Source organism: Streptomyces sp. NPDC028711 (assembly GCF_055565415.1).
On record NZ_JBVHUJ010000005.1, the window covers coordinates 298,486 to 314,209 of the forward strand.

Annotated in this window: 9 protein-coding genes; 7 read left to right on the forward strand and 2 right to left on the reverse strand. The window is 72.2% G+C overall.

The genetic code is table 11. The annotated features are described in order from the left end of the window. Nucleotides 1–14: 14 nt before the first annotated feature. Nucleotides 15–926: a LysR family transcriptional regulator gene (locus tag ACZ4VK_RS19200; protein ID WP_468353546.1), complete on the reverse strand. Its 912-nt coding sequence runs from the start codon at nt 924–926 to the stop codon at nt 15–17. 96 nt (nt 927–1,022) lie between these two features. Here ACZ4VK_RS19200 and ACZ4VK_RS19205 point away from each other — a divergent pair, with 96 nt between their 5' ends. The 5 genes from ACZ4VK_RS19205 to melC2 all read left to right on the forward strand — a co-directional run bounded on the left by ACZ4VK_RS19205 (nt 1,023) and on the right by melC2 (nt 5,985). After that, a complete protein-coding gene (locus ACZ4VK_RS19205; protein WP_468353547.1) occupies nt 1,023–1,748 on the forward strand; it encodes a succinate dehydrogenase in 726 nt (241 codons plus the stop codon). A 2-nt stretch (nt 1,749–1,750) separates the two neighbouring features. Next, entirely contained in the window at nt 1,751–3,694 is a 1,944-nt protein-coding gene (locus tag ACZ4VK_RS19210; protein WP_468353548.1) for a fumarate reductase/succinate dehydrogenase flavoprotein subunit, read from the forward strand. Then, nucleotides 3,691–4,440, forward strand: coding sequence for a succinate dehydrogenase/fumarate reductase iron-sulfur subunit (locus ACZ4VK_RS19215; RefSeq protein ID WP_468353549.1), 750 nt, complete (start codon nt 3,691–3,693; stop codon nt 4,438–4,440). Before ACZ4VK_RS19210 ends, ACZ4VK_RS19215 begins: the two co-directional genes overlap by 4 nt. A 292-nt stretch (nt 4,441–4,732) precedes the next feature. Next, nucleotides 4,733–5,134 (forward strand): apotyrosinase chaperone MelC1, encoded by a 402-nt coding sequence (melC1, locus tag ACZ4VK_RS19220; RefSeq protein ID WP_468353550.1) that lies wholly within the window; start codon nt 4,733–4,735, stop codon nt 5,132–5,134. 23 nt (nt 5,135–5,157) lie between these two features. After that, nucleotides 5,158–5,985, forward strand: coding sequence for a tyrosinase MelC2 (melC2, locus tag ACZ4VK_RS19225; RefSeq protein WP_468353551.1), 828 nt, complete (start codon nt 5,158–5,160; stop codon nt 5,983–5,985). A 16-nt stretch (nt 5,986–6,001) separates the two neighbouring features. On the opposite strand, the gene ACZ4VK_RS19230 is transcribed toward melC2, so the two are convergent. Beyond that, the gene (locus ACZ4VK_RS19230) at nt 6,002–8,371 is read right to left on the reverse strand and encodes an ATP-binding cassette domain-containing protein (RefSeq protein WP_468353552.1); all 2,370 of its coding nucleotides are present in this window, start codon (nt 8,369–8,371) and stop codon (nt 6,002–6,004) included. Between the two features lie 371 nt (nt 8,372–8,742). Between ACZ4VK_RS19230 and ACZ4VK_RS19235 the strand changes: the two genes are divergently transcribed. Together ACZ4VK_RS19235 and ACZ4VK_RS19240 are read left to right on the forward strand one after the other, a co-directional pair. Next, on the forward strand, nt 8,743–10,800 hold the full coding sequence (locus tag ACZ4VK_RS19235; RefSeq protein ID WP_468353553.1) for a flotillin family protein: 2,058 nt from the start codon (nt 8,743–8,745) through the stop codon (nt 10,798–10,800). Between the two features lie 100 nt (nt 10,801–10,900). Next, nucleotides 10,901–15,580 (forward strand): DNA repair ATPase, encoded by a 4,680-nt coding sequence (locus tag ACZ4VK_RS19240; protein ID WP_468353554.1) that lies wholly within the window; start codon nt 10,901–10,903, stop codon nt 15,578–15,580. The last annotated feature ends 144 nt before the right edge of the window (nt 15,581–15,724 follow it).

The window sequence follows — 15,724 nt, forward strand, 5'->3', positions numbered from 1 at the left end:
CCGTGACTCCGACGTCAGACCGTGGCCCCCGCCCGCTCCGGGCCGCCCCGCCGCGAGGCCAGCAGCATCCGCTGGAGTTCCCTGGCCGCCCTCGGGGGAGCCACGTCGCTCCGGTGGGCCAGGGCGATGGTCCGCCGCAGGCCCGGCCGGGCGAGGGCGGTCACCCGGAGGTCCCGGCCCGCGCGTGCCGCCACCATCGCGGGGACGACCGCGAGCCCGAGCCCGGCCCGTACGAAACCGAGGACCGCGTCCAGCTCGCCGCCCTCCACCGTGAACGTCGGCTCGAAGCCCTCGGCCCGGCAGGCCGCCACCGTCAGCTCCCGCAGGTCGTAGCCGTGCCGGAACATCACGAGCGGCTGGTCCCTGAGGTCCGTGACCCGCACCGGGCGGCGGGGCGCCGGGGCCGAGGCGGACGAGACGACCACCAGGTCCTCGCGGAGCAGCTCCACCGTCGTCAGGGCCGGTGACGGAGTCGGCAGGGGCAGCACCACGAGCGCCAGGTCGAGGGCCCCACGCGCCAGCTCCCGTACGAGGTCGTGCGAGCCGCCCTCCTCGATCAGGAGCTCGATCCCCGGGTGCAGGTCGTGGAAGGACCGCAGCACGTCCGGAAGGAGCCCGGTGCACAGGCTCGGGGTCGCGCCGAGCCGCACCCGGCCCCGCTTGAGCTGGGCCAGCTCCTGCACCTCGATCCGGGCCGTCTCCGTGTCCGCGAGGATCCGGCGCGCGAGCGGCAGCAGGGCCTCGCCCGCGTCGGTGAGCGTGATGTTGCCCCGGGCGCGGCTGAACAGCTCGGCGCCCAACTCCTGTTCCAGGGCCTTGATCTGCTGCGAGAGCGAGGGCTGCGAGACATGGACGCGCTCCGCGGCCCGGGTGAAGTGACGGGTCTCGGCCACGGCGACGAAGTAGAGGAGCTGCTGGAACTGCATGAGTCCAGCGTAAGCCCCATCCATAGGTGCCACCTATCGAGATCAGCCGGACCATGTCTTGGACCTCTCGGGCTCTTCGGCCCTAGCGTCATGCTCATGGCTCTGGCACCCACGAGGGACCGGACGACGGGCCGCCCGCCGTCCCCCACACCGTCACGCGGATTCCTGTCATCGACCCTCGGCAAGAAGACGGTCATGGCCGTCAGCGGGCTGCTCATGCTCGGCTACCTCGTCGCGCACGTCGCCGGCAACCTCAAGGTCTTCTTCGGCCCCGAGGAGTTCAACACCTACGGCCACTGGCTGCGGGTCATGGGCGCCCCCGTGCTCCACCACGAGTGGGGCCTCTGGCTCGTCCGGATCGTGCTCCTCGCCGCCGTCGTCGCCCACGCCGTCTCCGCGTACCAGCTCAGCCGCCGCGACCTGAAGGCCCGCCCGACCGCGTACGTCCACCGCCGCGGGCGCTCCTCCTACGCCACCCGCACGATGCGCTGGGGCGGGATCATCCTCGCCCTGTTCATCGTCTGGCACGTCCTCGACCTCACCACCGGCACCGTCCATCCCGGCGGCTTCGAGGAGGGCAGGCCCTACCAGAACGTCGTCGACACCTTCTCCACCTGGTACGGCAACGTCATCTACATCGTCGCCATGCTCGCCGTCGGCCTCCACGTCCGCCACGGCTTCTGGAGCGCCGCCCAGACCCTCGGCGTCGGCAATGCCCGCCGCGAGCGCCTCCTCAGGGGCCTCGCGAACACCCTCGCGCTCGTGCTCACCGCGGGCTTCGTCTCCGTCCCCGTCGCCGTCATGACCGGAGTGGTGAGCTGACCATGAGCTACCTCGACCACACCGTCGGTGGGCCGATCACCGACACCAAGGCCCCCACCGGGCCCATCGCCGAACGCTGGGACACCCGCCGCTTCCAGGCCAGACTCGTCAACCCCGCCAACCGACGCAAGCACCGGATCATCGTCGTCGGCACCGGACTGGCCGGCGGCTCCGCCGGCGCCACCCTCGCCGAACAGGGCTACCACGTCGTCCAGTTCTGCTTCCAGGACTCCCCGCGCCGCGCCCACTCCATCGCGGCCCAGGGCGGCATCAACGCCGCGAAGAACTACCGCAACGACGGCGACTCCGTCCACCGCCTCTTCTACGACACCGTCAAGGGCGGCGACTTCCGGGCCCGCGAGTCCAACGTCCACCGCCTCGCCCAGATCTCCGTCGAGATCATCGACCAGTGCGTCGCCCAGGGCGTCCCTTTCGCCCGTGAGTACGGCGGGCTCCTCGACACCCGCTCCTTCGGAGGCGTCCAGGTCTCCCGTACGTTCTACGCCCGCGGCCAGACCGGCCAGCAGCTCCTCCTCGGCGCCTACCAGGCCCTCTCCCGGCAGATCGCCGCAGGGAACGTCGAGATGCACGCCCGCACGGAGATGCTCGACCTCGTCGTCGTCGACGGGCGGGCCCGCGGCATCGTCGCCCGCGATCTGATCACGGGCGAGATCTCCACCCACTACGCGGACGCGGTGGTCCTCGCCAGCGGCGGCTACGGCAACGTCTTCTACCTCTCCACCAACGCGATGAACTCCAACGCCACCGCCGTCTGGCGGGCCCACCGGCGCGGCGCGTACTTCGCCAACCCCTGCTTCACCCAGATCCACCCCACCTGCATCCCGCGCACCGGCGAGCACCAGTCCAAGCTGACCCTGATGAGCGAGTCCCTCCGCAACGACGGACGCATCTGGGTCCCCAGGGCCAAGGGCGACACCCGCCCCGCCGCCGACATCCCCGAGGACGAGCGCGACTACTACCTGGAGCGGATCTACCCCTCCTTCGGCAACCTCGTCCCCCGTGACATCGCCTCCCGCGCCGCCAAGAACGTCTGCGACGAGGGGCGCGGCGTGGGCCCCGGCGGCCAGGGCGTCTACCTCGACTTCGCCGACGCGATCCGCCGTATGGGCCGGGGGGCGGTCGAGGAGAAGTACGGCAACCTCTTCGAGATGTACGAGCGGATCACCGCGGAGAACCCGTACGAGGTCCCCATGCGGATCTACCCCGCCGTGCACTACACGATGGGCGGACTCTGGGTCGACTACGACCTCCAGACCACCGTGCCGGGCCTGTTCGCCATCGGCGAGGCCAACTTCTCCGACCACGGGGCCAACCGTCTCGGCGCCTCCGCGCTGATGCAGGGCCTCGCAGACGGCTACTTCGTCCTCCCCGCCACCATCAACGACTACCTCGCCCGCCACCCGCACGCCGAGCCCGTCACCGATGACCACCCGGCCGTACGGGAGGTGCTCGCCGAGACCGAGGACCGGCTGAACCTCCTCCTCGCCGTCGACGGCGACCGCACCCCCGATTCCTTCCACCGCGAACTGGGCGCACTCATGTGGGAGTACTGCGGCATGGCCCGCACGGAAGCCGGGCTCCGCACCGCCCTCGCCCGGATCCCCGAGATCCGCGCGGAGTTCTGGAACCGGATCAAGGTCCCCGGGACGGGCGCGGAGTTCAACCAGTCCCTGGAGAAGGCCAACCGCGTCGTCGACTACCTGGAGCTCGCCGAGCTCATGTGCCTCGACGCCCTCCACCGCGCCGAGTCCTGCGGCGGCCACTTCCGCGAGGAGTCACAGACGCCCGAGGGCGAAGCGGCCCGCCGTGACGAGGAGTTCACGTACGCGGCGGCCTGGGAGTTCAACGACGGCGCCGCCCCCGTCCTCCACAAGGAGGACCTCACCTTCGAGTACGTCCACCCCACCCAGCGGAGCTACGCATGAGGCTCACCCTGCGCGTCTGGCGCCAGCGCGACGCCGACGCCCCCGGCGCCATGTCCACCTACGACGTCGACGGCATCTCCGCCGACATGTCCTTCCTGGAGATGCTCGACACCCTCAACGAGGACCTCATCCTGCGCGGCGAGGACCCCGTGGCCTTCGACCACGACTGCCGCGAGGGGATCTGCGGCGCGTGCAGCCTCGTCATCAACGGCGACGCGCACGGGCCCGAGCGGACGACCACCTGTCAGCTCCACATGCGCGCGTTCCGCGACGGCGACACCATCGACGTCGAACCCTGGCGCGCCTCCGCCTTCCCCGTGGTCAAGGACCTCGTCGTCGACCGCTCCGCCTTCGACCGGGTCATCCAGGCCGGCGGCTACATCACCGCCCCGACCGGCGCGGCGCCCGAGGCCCACGCGACCCCGGTCCCGAAGGCGGACGCGGACTCGGCCTTCGAGCACGCGGAGTGCATCGGCTGCGGCGCGTGCGTGGCGGCCTGCCCCAACGGCTCCGCGATGCTCTTCACCTCCGCCAAGATCAACCACCTGAACGTCCTTCCCCAGGGCTCCCCCGAGCGCGAGACCAGGGTCCTGGACATGGTGGCCCAGATGGACGCCGAGGGCTTCGGCGGCTGCACCCTGACGGGCGAGTGCGCGACGGCCTGCCCGAAGGGGATCCCGCTGCCGTCGATCGCGGCCATGAACAGGGAGTGGCTGCGGGCCCGGCGCAGGGCGCCCCGCGGCTGAGTCCTGATCAGGACAGTCTGACGGCGTGGGCTCCGCCACACACCGCACCCCGGAGCGAAAGATCGTTCACGAAACGATCACTTTCTCCGTAAGATCTTCGCTCCGGGGTGCCGTCGCGCCCCCGGACCGCAAGATCAACTCCGTTCAACTCTGTACTTTTTGCGGCAGGTTGTCCGCTTCGTAGCCAACCGACTCCCGGCGATTTCCGCCGCGCCCGCACCCCCGGTACTGATGGACTCCGCCGGGGGCATATGACCAATCCCCCGGTCGTACCGACCATCTGGGGGTTCTCATGTCCAGCATCACCCGCCGCCGGGCTCTCGGCGTCGCGGCCGGCGCGGCAGGCGCCGCCGCGGGCCTCGCCCTGGCCCGCCCGGCCGCCGCCGACGCGTCTGACACACCGCTCCGCGCCGCACCGACGGCCGCACCGCTCCCCGCCTCCTTCGACGAGGTCTACCAGGGCCGCCGCATCCAGGGCGGGCCCTCGCACGGCGGCGGTCACCACGGGGGACACCACGGAGGCGGCTACTCCGTGACGATCGACGGCGAGGAACTGCACGTGATGCAGAACGCCGATGGCACCTGGATCAGCGTGATCAACCACTACGAGCCCGTCGCCACGCCCCGGGCGGTGGCCCGCGCGGCCGTCCGCGAACTCCGCGGTGCCACGCTCGTACCCCTCACCCTCGCCTGACCGATCCAGGAGCCCGCACCACCATGACCGTACGCAAGAACCAGGCCACCCTCACCGCCGAAGAGAAGCGGCGCTTCGTCGACGCCCTCCTGGAGCTCAAGCGCTCCGGGCGCTACGACACCTTCGTCACCACGCACAACGCCTTCATCATGAGCGACACGGACAGCGGCGACCGCGTCGGCCACCGCTCGCCGTCCTTCCTGCCCTGGCACCGGCGCTTCCTCATAGAGTTCGAAGAGGCGCTGCGGTCCGTCGACCCGACCGTCACCCTGCCCTACTGGGACTGGACGGCCGACCGCACCTCCGGCTCCTCGCTGTGGGCACCCGACTTCCTGGGCGGCACCGGCCGCGCCCGCGACGGCCAGGTGACCGACGGACCCTTCGCCCGCGGCGGCGGCCGCTGGACGATCAACGTCCGCGTCGACGGCCGGGACTTCCTCCGGCGCGACCTGGGCGCGGGCGGCCGCCGGCTCCCCACCCGCGCCGAGGTCGACTCCGTCCTCGCCATGGAGACCTACGACCGGGCCCCGTGGAACAGCTCATCGGACGGATTCCGCAACCACCTGGAGGGCTGGCGCGGAGTGAACCTCCACAACCGCGTCCACGTGTGGGTCGGCGGCCAGATGGCCACCGGGGTCTCCCCGAACGACCCGGTGTTCTGGCTCCACCACGCCTTCATCGACAAGCTCTGGGCGGAATGGCAGGCCCGCCACCCCCGGTCCACGTACCTCCCGGCCGCGGGCACCCCGAACGTCGTCGACCTCGGCGACACCATGCGCCCCTGGAACGACGTGACACCGGCGGACATGCTGGACCACACCCGCCACTACACGTTCGACACGGCGGCCTGACACCCGCCGGGCCTCCTCAGCTCCGCCCAGTGGGTTCCAGGGCCCGGGCCAGATACGGCGCGGTGCGGCTGTCCGCCGCGCGCGCCACCCGGTCCGGGGGCCCCGCGGCCACGATCCGGCCGCCCTCGTCCCCGCCGCCGGGACCGAGGTCGACGACCCAGTCGGCGGTCGCGACGACGTCCATGTCGTGCTCGACGACGATCACCGAGTGCCCCGCGTCCACGAGGCCGTGGAGCTGGCGCATCAGCACCTCGACATCGGCCGGGTGCAGGCCCGTCGTCGGCTCGTCGAGGACGTACAGGGTGGGGGAGCGGTGCGGCCGCTGGAGTTCGGAGGCGAGCTTGATGCGCTGGGCCTCGCCGCCGGACAGCTCGGTCGCGGGCTGCCCGAGCCGCAGGTAGCCGAGGCCGACGTCGAGGAGGGTGCGCAGGCTCCGGGCGGCGGCCGGGGTGTCCTCGAAGAACGCGGCGGCGGACTCGACGGTGAGGTCGAGGACCTCGGCGATGGTGAGGCCCCGCAGCCGCACCTGGAGGGTCTCGGGGTGGTAGCGGGCGCCGTGGCAGTCGGGGCACGGCGCGTACGTGCTCGGCAGGAAGAGGAGCTCCACCGACACGAAGCCCTCGCCCTGGCAGGTCTCGCAGCGGCCGCCGGGCACGTTGAAGGAGAAACGCCCCGCCTTGTAGCCGCGTGCCCGCGCCTCCTCGGTCTCCGTGAACAGCTTGCGCACGACGTCGAACAGACCGGTGTACGTCGCGAGGTTGGAGCGGGGCGTCCGTCCGATCGGCCGCTGATCCACCGTCACCATGCGCCCCACACCGGGAAGTTCCTCGGTGAGCGCGCCGACGAGCGTCGACTTCCCGGAGCCGGACACGCCCGTGACGGCGGTCAGGACGCCGAGGGGGAAGGCCGCGTCGACCGCCCGCAGGTTGTGCCGGCTGACCGGTCCCGTCCGCAGCCACCCGGCCGGCTCGCGCACCTCCCGCGCGGGCGCGGGCGCCCGGTCGAAGAGGAAGCGCCTGGTCGCCGACGCCTCGACGTCCGCGAGGCCCTCCGGCGGGCCGCTGTGCAGCACCCGCCCGCCGTGCACACCGGCACGCGGACCGACGTCCACCAGCCAGTCGGCGTGCCGGATGACATCGAGGTGGTGCTCGACGACGAAGACGGAGTTCCCGGCGGCCCTGAGCCGGCCGAGGACGACGAGCAGGGCCTCGGTGTCCGCCGGGTGCAGACCGGCGGACGGCTCGTCGAGGACGTACACGACGCCGAAGAGCCCGGAGCGCAGCTGGGTCGCGAGCCGCAGCCGCTGGAGCTCGCCGTTGGAGAGCGTGGGGGTGGCGCGGTCCAGGCTGAGATAGCCCAGGCCGAGTTCGGTCACCGTCGCGATCCGTGCGGCGAGGTCCCTGGTGAGGACGCGCGCGGTCTCCGTGCCGTGCGCCGGTGACGCGGCCCCCTCGGTGAGGACTCCGGAGAGGGCCGTCAGCGGCAGCGCGGCGAGGTCGGCGATGGTCCGGCCCGCGAAGGTCACCGCGAGCGCCTCGGGCCGCAGCCGCCCGCCGCCGCAGACCGGGCAGGGGGCGCTGGTGAGGAAGCGTTCCGCCTTGGTGCGCAGGGTCGGGCTCTTCGAGTCGGAGAAGGTCCGCAGGACGTAGCGCCGGGCGCTCATGTAGGTGCCCTGGTAGGGGCGCTGGATGCGGTCGGCGTCCCGTACCGGATGAACGGTGACGACCGGCTGCTCGTCCGTGAAGAGGATCCACTCCCGGTCCTTCGCGTCGAGTTCGCGCCAGGGCCGGTCGACGTCGTACCCGAGCGTGTCGAGGACGTCCCGCAGGTTCTTGCCCTGCCAGGCGCCCGGCCAGGCGGCGATGGCGCCCTGGCGGATCGACAGCCCCGGGTCCGGTACGAGCAGTTCCTCGCTCGTCTCGTGGATCCGCCCGAGGCCGTGGCAGGAGGGACAGGCACCCGCCGCCGTGTTGGGCGAGAAGGCGTCGGAGTCGAGCCGCCCGGCGCCCTCCGGGTAGGCGCCCGCCCGGGAGAACAGCATCCGCAGCGAGTTGGAGAGGGTGGTCACCGTACCCACGGAGGAGCGGGCGTTCGGCGAGGACCTGCGCTGTTCGAGGGAGACCGCGGGCGGCAGCCCGGTGATCTCCCCGACCGCGGGCGCCCCCACCTGGTGGATCAGCCGTCGCGCGTACGGGGCCACCGACTCGAAGTAGCGCCGCTGGGCCTCCGCGTAGATCGTTCCGAAGGCGAGGGACGACTTGCCGGAACCGGAGACCCCCGTGAAGACGACGAGCGCGTCCCGGGGGATGTCGACGTCCACCCCGGCGAGATTGTGCTCACGGGCGCCGCGGACACGGACGTACGGATCATGGGAGCGGTCATACATCCGTCGGTCCACTTCTGTCCTGATCGAGGGCTGGTCTCCTGCTCGGCCGGCCAGGAGGGATGTCCCAGTCTGTCAGGCGCCGGCCGGGACGGGCACGTCACCCGCCATGACGCGGCACCGGCATCAAGAAGACGTCAAAGGCTGCCGGGTCACGGCAATGCGAACGAGAACGCCGGTGCACCACGATGGCCACCGGAAGGGCCTGGACGTGGGTCCGGTGCCGGGAGACGGAAATCTCGACGTGTGAGGGGAACGCCCACACGGCGCGGTTGGCGGTTCCTCCCGGCAGCACCCGCCGTCCGGTGCTCGCCCCCCCATGGCGCCGCCCGAAGCCGCGGCTCCCCACTTCCTCCATCGACACGGGGTTTCTCATGGATGCCTTCACCGTGGGCATCGGCGTGCTCGTCGCCGTTGTCCTGCTCGTCACCCTCGTCCTGCTCCTCGTGATCAGCCGGCTGTTCCGCAAGGTGGAGCAGGGAAAGGCGCTGATCGTCTCGAAGATGCGGAAGGTCGACGTCACCTTCACCGGGCAGGTCGTGCTGCCCGTCCTGCACAAGGCCGAGGTCATGGACATCTCGGTGAAGACCATCGAGATCTCGCGGACGGGCCGCGACGGCCTGATCTGCCGTGACAACATCCGCGCCGACATCCGGATCTCGTTCTTCGTCCGCGTCAACAAGACCGTCGAGGACGTCATCAAGGTCGCCCAGGCCATCGGCACCGCCCGCGCCAGCGACAAGGAGACCCTGCAGGAGCTGTTCAACGCCAAGTTCTCCGAGGCGCTCAAGACGGTCGGCAAGCAGCTCGACTTCACCGATCTGTACACCAAGCGCGAGGAACTGCGGTTCCGGATCATCGAGATCATCGGCATCGACCTCAACGGCTACAGCCTGGAGGACGCCGCCATCGACTACCTGGAGCAGACGCCGCTCGCCCAGCTCGACCCCGGCAACATCCTCGACGCCCAGGGCATCCGGAAGATCACCGAGCTGACCGCCGTGGAGAACGTCAGGACGAACGAGTTCCGGCAGCACGAGCAGAAGGAGATCACCCGGCAGAACGTCGACGCCCGCGAGGCCATCCTGGAGCTGGAGCGCCGCCAGGCCGACGCGGAGATCAAGCAGAAGCGCGAGATCGACACCGTACGGGCCCGGGAGGAGGCCGAGACCGCGCGGGTCGTGGAGGAGGAGCGGCTGCGGGCGCAGAGCGCCTTCCTCAGGACGGAGGAGCAGCTCGGGATCCAGCGGGAGAACCAGGCCCGCGAGGTGGCGGTGGCGCAGAAGAACCGCGAGCGGGTCATCGCCGTCGAGAACGAGCGCATCGAGAAGGACCGGATGCTCGAGGTCATCGCCCGTGACCGGGAGACCGAACTCACCCGCATCTCCGCCGAGAAGGAGGTCGAGTCGGAGCGCCGGGACATCGCCGAGGTGATCCGCGAGCGGATCGCGGTGGACCGCACGGTCGCCGAGCAGGAGGAGTCGATCAAGCGGCTGCGGACGGTCGAGGAGGCCGAGCGCACCCGGCAGTCCGTCGTCATCGCGGCCGAGGCCGAGGCACAGGAGAGGCTGGTCAAGGACATCAAGGCCGCGGAGGCGGCCGAGCAGGCCGCCGTGCACCGCGCCGCCGAGGAACTCACCCTGGCCGAGGCCCGCCACAAGGCCGCGGACATGGACGCCCGCGCCAAGATCCGGCTCGCCGAGGGCGTCCAGGCCGAGGCCGCGGCCGAGGGACTCGCGGCGGCGCAGGTCCGGGAGAAGGAGGCCGACGTCATCGAGAAGGCCGGCCGCGCGGAGGCGGAGGCCACCGAGGCCCGGCTGCGCGCCGAGGCCACCGGCGCCCGCGAGAAGGCCCTCGCGGTGGCCGCCGGAACCCGGGAGCAGGCACTCGCCGAGGCCACCGCCATCGGCGAGAAGCTGAAGGCCGAGGCCGCGGGCCTGACCGAGAAGGCGGCGGCGATGGCCGCGCTCGACGAGGCGTCCCGTACGCACGAGGAGTACCGGCTCCGTCTGGAGGCGGAGAAGGAGATCCGTCTCGCGGGCCTCGACGTGCAGCGCCACGTCGCCGAGGCGCAGGCCACCGTGCTCGCCACCGGCCTGGAGAACGCCGACATCAACATCGTCGGCGGGGAGTCGGTCTTCCTCGACCGGCTCGTGCAGTCGATCGCCCTGGGCAAGTCCGTCGACGGCTTCATGGACCACTCGGTGACCGCGCGGACGCTGGCCGGCCCCTGGCTGAACGGCGAGGGCACCTTCACCGAGGACCTGTCCAAGGTGCTCGGCTCGCTCTCCAGCGCCGACGTCCAGAACCTCAGCGTCTCCGCGCTGCTCGCGAAGGTCATGAAGTCCGGCGTGCTCGACGCGCCCGTACCCCACCCGGCCCCCGCGCCCCCGGCCGAGACCACCGCGCTGAACGGCGCGGTCACGAACTGACCGCCCCTGGGGGAGCGGTCACAGCGGGTCCGGAGCCGGCATACGGGGGTTGTCGGCGCCGGACCCGCGTCCACCACGGCACAAGGAGCGGAAAAGAGAGATGAGCGCCGGAATCGACCAGGACACGTACGCGGTGCTGCGCGACCGGCTCGCCGCACAGGCGGCCGAGCTGGCCGGGCGCGCCGAGGCCCTCGACGAGGCCAGGACCGCCGCCTTCGGTTCCGGCGAACTCGCCCTCACGGGCACCGGCCGCCTCCGCACCGAGCATCCCCGCGTGCCCCGGGACCTCGTGGCCGTCGGCGACGACGTCCTGCTCCTCGGCTCCCACCCGTCCTCCACCGGGGCGTCCGAAACGTCGGTCGCCGATGTCTTCGGCCTCTACGACCGGGACCTGAACCCGCTGCCCCGGGAGGCCGTGCCCGGCCTCCTCGACGACCCCGGCTTCGTACGGGAGTTCTCCGCGCTGCACCGCTACTTCCGGGGCGCGCGCCTGCAGCGGCTGCGCCGGACGGAGGGCCGGCTCCTCGCCGTCTTCCGGACCGGGGAGCAGGCCGACGACCTCCGCGTCCTGCGCTGGTCCGTCGACGTGTCCGGCACGACGCGCTTCCTCGACGCCCAGGGCGAGCGCGACCACGTCCTCCCGCTCTCCCACGACGTCGACTGGACGGAGACGACCCGCGACGACCACGTGCCGGGCCGCCATCCGCACATCTCGCTCGACGGCCGCCTCTTCGTCTCCACGGCCGGCGGGACGCTGACCCTCAAGACGGAGAACGACACCGAATCCCCCGAGGGGGTCCACGCAGAACCGGTCGACGAGCCGCTGCAGTCCCTTGCCGACGCCGAGGTCGCGTACGCCGTCGTCGGCGCCCTGACCCTGATCCGCGTCCGCCCGTACAAGGAGGAGGCCCACCGCCACCTCGTGTTCAACGCGCTGACCGGGACCGTGGTCAGGCTTGACGGCATCGGTCAGGCGTGTCTGCGGCTGCCCGAGGACGAGGGGATCGTCTTCCCCGGCGGCTACTGCCTGGCCTCCGGTGCGGTGAGGACCTTCGACACCGACACGACGGGCCTCGTCCTCGACCGGGCGGTCCGCTCGCCGGGGGGAGAGGACCTCCTCTTCGCCTTCCACGCCCAGGCGGAGGGGCGCGGTCTGCTCCTCCCGTACAACCTGATCCGCAAGGAGATCGCCCACCCGGTCAGCTGTCGCGGGTACGCGCTGCTCGACGACGGGACGATGGCCGTGCTGCGCGGCGAGTCGAGCGAGCCCGGCCGGAACCACCCCGTGCAGATGTGGCGGACGCCGTACGTCTCCGACACGCATGTGACCGCCGTGGGAGACGGCCCGCTGGCCCGCATCGGCAACGCGGACCTCGTCCGGGGGATCGCCGACTGCCTGTCGATCGCCCGCCGCGCCACCGATCTTTCGCCCGCCCGCGAGGTGTACGAGGGCCTCGTCGCCGCCTGTGGCCGCGCCGCCGACGTCCACCACTGGCTGGCCGACCCGGAAGCCGGAGACCTGAGCGCCCCCCTGAGCGGGCTCCGGGCCACCGCCGCGCAGGTCCTCGACGAGTTCGAGACCGTGACGACGCTCACCCGGCAGGCCGCCGAGGCACTCGACGCGTCCGCCCGGCGGATCGGCGGACTGGTCCGCCGCGTCCGGGGCGAGGCACCCGCCACGGCCGAGGAGTGGATCTCCCGCATCACCGAACTCCGCCAGGCGCAGGGCCACTTGTCGACCCTGAAGGAGATGCGGTACGCCGACACGGACCGCATCGACGCCCTCGCGGCGGACGTCCAGGACGACATCGCCTCGGCCGCCCGGCGGGCCGTCGCCTTCCTGCGGCGCGAGGACGCCTTCGCCGCCCACCACGCCGAGGCGGAACGCCTTGCGGACGAGGCCGGGACCGTGACCACCGTCGCGGGGACGGGCCCGATCGCGGACCGTCTCGACGGACACAGCGCGGGCCTGCGGACCCTCAGCGAGATCGTTGCGGGACTCGACATCGGCGAGGCCACCGTACGCACCTCGATCCTGGCCCGTGTCGCCGACGTCATGGGCGCGCTCAACCGCGTCCGCGCCCTCCTCACCGCCCGCCGCGCCGAGCTCCTCGACCAGGAGGGCCGGGCGGGGTTCGCCGCCGAGTCCGCCCTGCTCGGCCAGGCCGTGACCGGAGCGTTGGCCGCCGCCGACACCCCCGACCACTGCGACGACCAGCTCGGCAGGCTCCTGCTCCACCTGGAGAACCTGGAGTCGCGCTTCGCCGAACACGAAGGCTTCCTCGCCGACATCGCCGAGCGGCGCACCGAGATCCACGACGCCTTCACCGCCCGCAGGCAGTCCCTCCAGGACGCCCGCGCCCGCCGCGCGGAGCAGCTCGCCGGCTCTGCGGGCCGGGTCCTCGACGCGATCGCCCGCCGGGTCGCGACCCTGACCGACCTGGACGAGGTGCACACGTACTTCGCCTCCGACCCCATGGTCGCCAAGATCCGGCGAACCGTCGCCGCACTGCGGGAGCTCGGCGACGACGTACGGGCGGAGGAGCTGGGGAGCAGGCTCGGCGCCGCCCGCCAGGAGGCCGGCCGGGCGCTGCGGGACCGCACCGAGCTGTACTCCGACGGCGGCGACACCCTGCGGCTCGGCCGACACCGCTTCGCCGTCAACCGCCAGGCCCCCGAGCTGACCCTCGTCCCGTACGGGGACACCCTCGCCCTCGCCCTGACCGGGACGGACTACCGCGCGCCGGTCACCGACCCGGAGTTCGCCGCGACCCGACCGTACTGGCACCGGACCCTGCCCTCCGAGTCCCCGGAGGTCTACCGGTCCGAACACCTGGCGGCGCGGCTGCTGACCGAGCACGGACCGGACGGCCTCGCGGGCGCCGACCTGTCCGCGCTCTCGCGGCGGGCGGCGGAGTCCGCCTACGACGAGGGGTACGAGCGCGGCGTCCACGACCACGACGCGGCGCTGATCCTGGAAGCGGTCCTGGCGCTGAGCGGGGGAGCGGGACTCCTCGGGTTCCCGGGGGCGGCGCGGGCGGCGGCCCAGATCTTCTGGGCCCACTCCACCACCGCCGATGCCCGCGAGCAGTGGACACACCGGGCCGTCGCCCTGTCCCGGGCCCGTGACCTCTTCGGCGCGGAGTCGGCCCTCGACGGCCTGCGGGCGGACCTGGCCGAGGAGACCGGGGACGCGACGGTCGCCGCGTACCTGACGGCCGAACTGGCCTCCCCGGCCAAGGGCTTCGCCGCCTCGGAGGCGGCCCGTACCTTCCTGGACACGTTCCGGCGCGCGGTCGGCGGCATCTCCGCGTACGACGACGCCCTCGCCGCCCTCACCGGGCAGGCAGCCAGGCGACAGCTCGTCGAGGCCTGGCTCACCTCCTACGCGTCGGCGTCCCGGGAGCGACCCGACGAGGGCGTCCTCGCCGAGGCCGTCGCCGTCGAACTCTGCCCCGAGCTCGACCGCTACGAGGTCACCGCCCCGACCACGGCGACCGTCACCGGACTCCTCGGCAGCCACCCCCGGGTGCGGGGACGCGCCCTGGAGCTGCGGCTCGACGAGTTCCTGACCAGGACGCGCGCCTTCGCCGCCACCGAGGTGCCCGCCTTCCGCGCGTACCAGGAGCACCGGGCGCGGCTCGTCGCCGGCGAACGCGCCCGGCTCCGCGTGGACGAGTACCGGCCGCGGGTCATGTCCTCCTTCGTCCGCGGCCGGATCGTCGACGAGGTCTACCTCCCGCTGGTCGGCGACAACCTCGCCAAGCAGCTCGGCGCGGCCGGGGACGCCAAGCGCAGCGACACCCACGGTCTGCTGCTGCTCCTCTCCCCGCCCGGTTACGGCAAGACCACGCTGATCGAGTACGTCGCCGAGCGCCTCGGCCTGCTCCTCGTGAAGGTCGACGGGCCGGCTCTCGGGCAGCGGACGACCTCCCTCGATCCCGCCGAGGCCCCCGACGCGAGCGCCCGCCGGGAACTGGAGAAGATCGCCTTCGCCCTGGCGGCGGGCAGCAACGTCCTGCTGTACGTCGACGACATCCAGCACACCTCACCGGAGTTCCTGCAGAGGTTCATCCCCCTCTGCGACGCCACCAGGACCCTGAACGGGCACGACCTGCGCGGAAAGCGCTTCGCCGTCTGCATGGCCGGCAACCCCTACACCGAGTCCGGGCAGGCCTTCCGGGTGCCGGACATGCTCGCCGACCGGGCCGACGTGTGGAACCTCGGTGACGTGCTGACCGGCAAGGAGGAGGCCTTCGCCTTCAGCTTCGTCGAGAACGCCCTCACGTCCCACCCGGTCCTCGCCCCGCTCGCCGGCCGCGACCGCGCCGACCTGCGGCTCCTGGCCCGGCTCGCGGCCGGCGACCCGACCGCGCGCCGCGACCGGCTCACCCACCCCTACGCCCCGGCCGAGCTCGACCAGGTCCTCGCCGTGCTGCGGCACCTCCTCACCGCCCGCGCGACCGTGCTCGCCGTCAACGAGGAGTACATCGCCTCGGCCGCCACCGCCGCCGCGGCCCGCACGGAACCGCCGTTCAGGCTCCAGGGCTCGTACCGCACGATGAACAAGATCGCGGCCCGTATCTCGCCCGCCATGAACGAGGCCGAACTCGCTGCCGTGATCGACGACCACTACAGCGCCGAGGCCCAGACCCTCACCACCGAGGCCGAGGCCAACCTCCTGAAGCTCGCCGGACTCCGCGGCACCCTCACCCCGGAGCAGGCCGGGCGGTGGAGCGAGGTGACCGCCGCCTACCGGCGGGCCAGGGGACAGGAGTGACGGGCCGCAAGCTCGTGACCAGCGGAAATAAGTGCACGGTGAACGGACCCGCCTGTCCGGATAACGGTCACGTCACGGATCCTGGGATTCTGGAAGATCACCGTCCGTGATGTGAGGTGCATCACGTGGTGTGGGTGGCAAGTC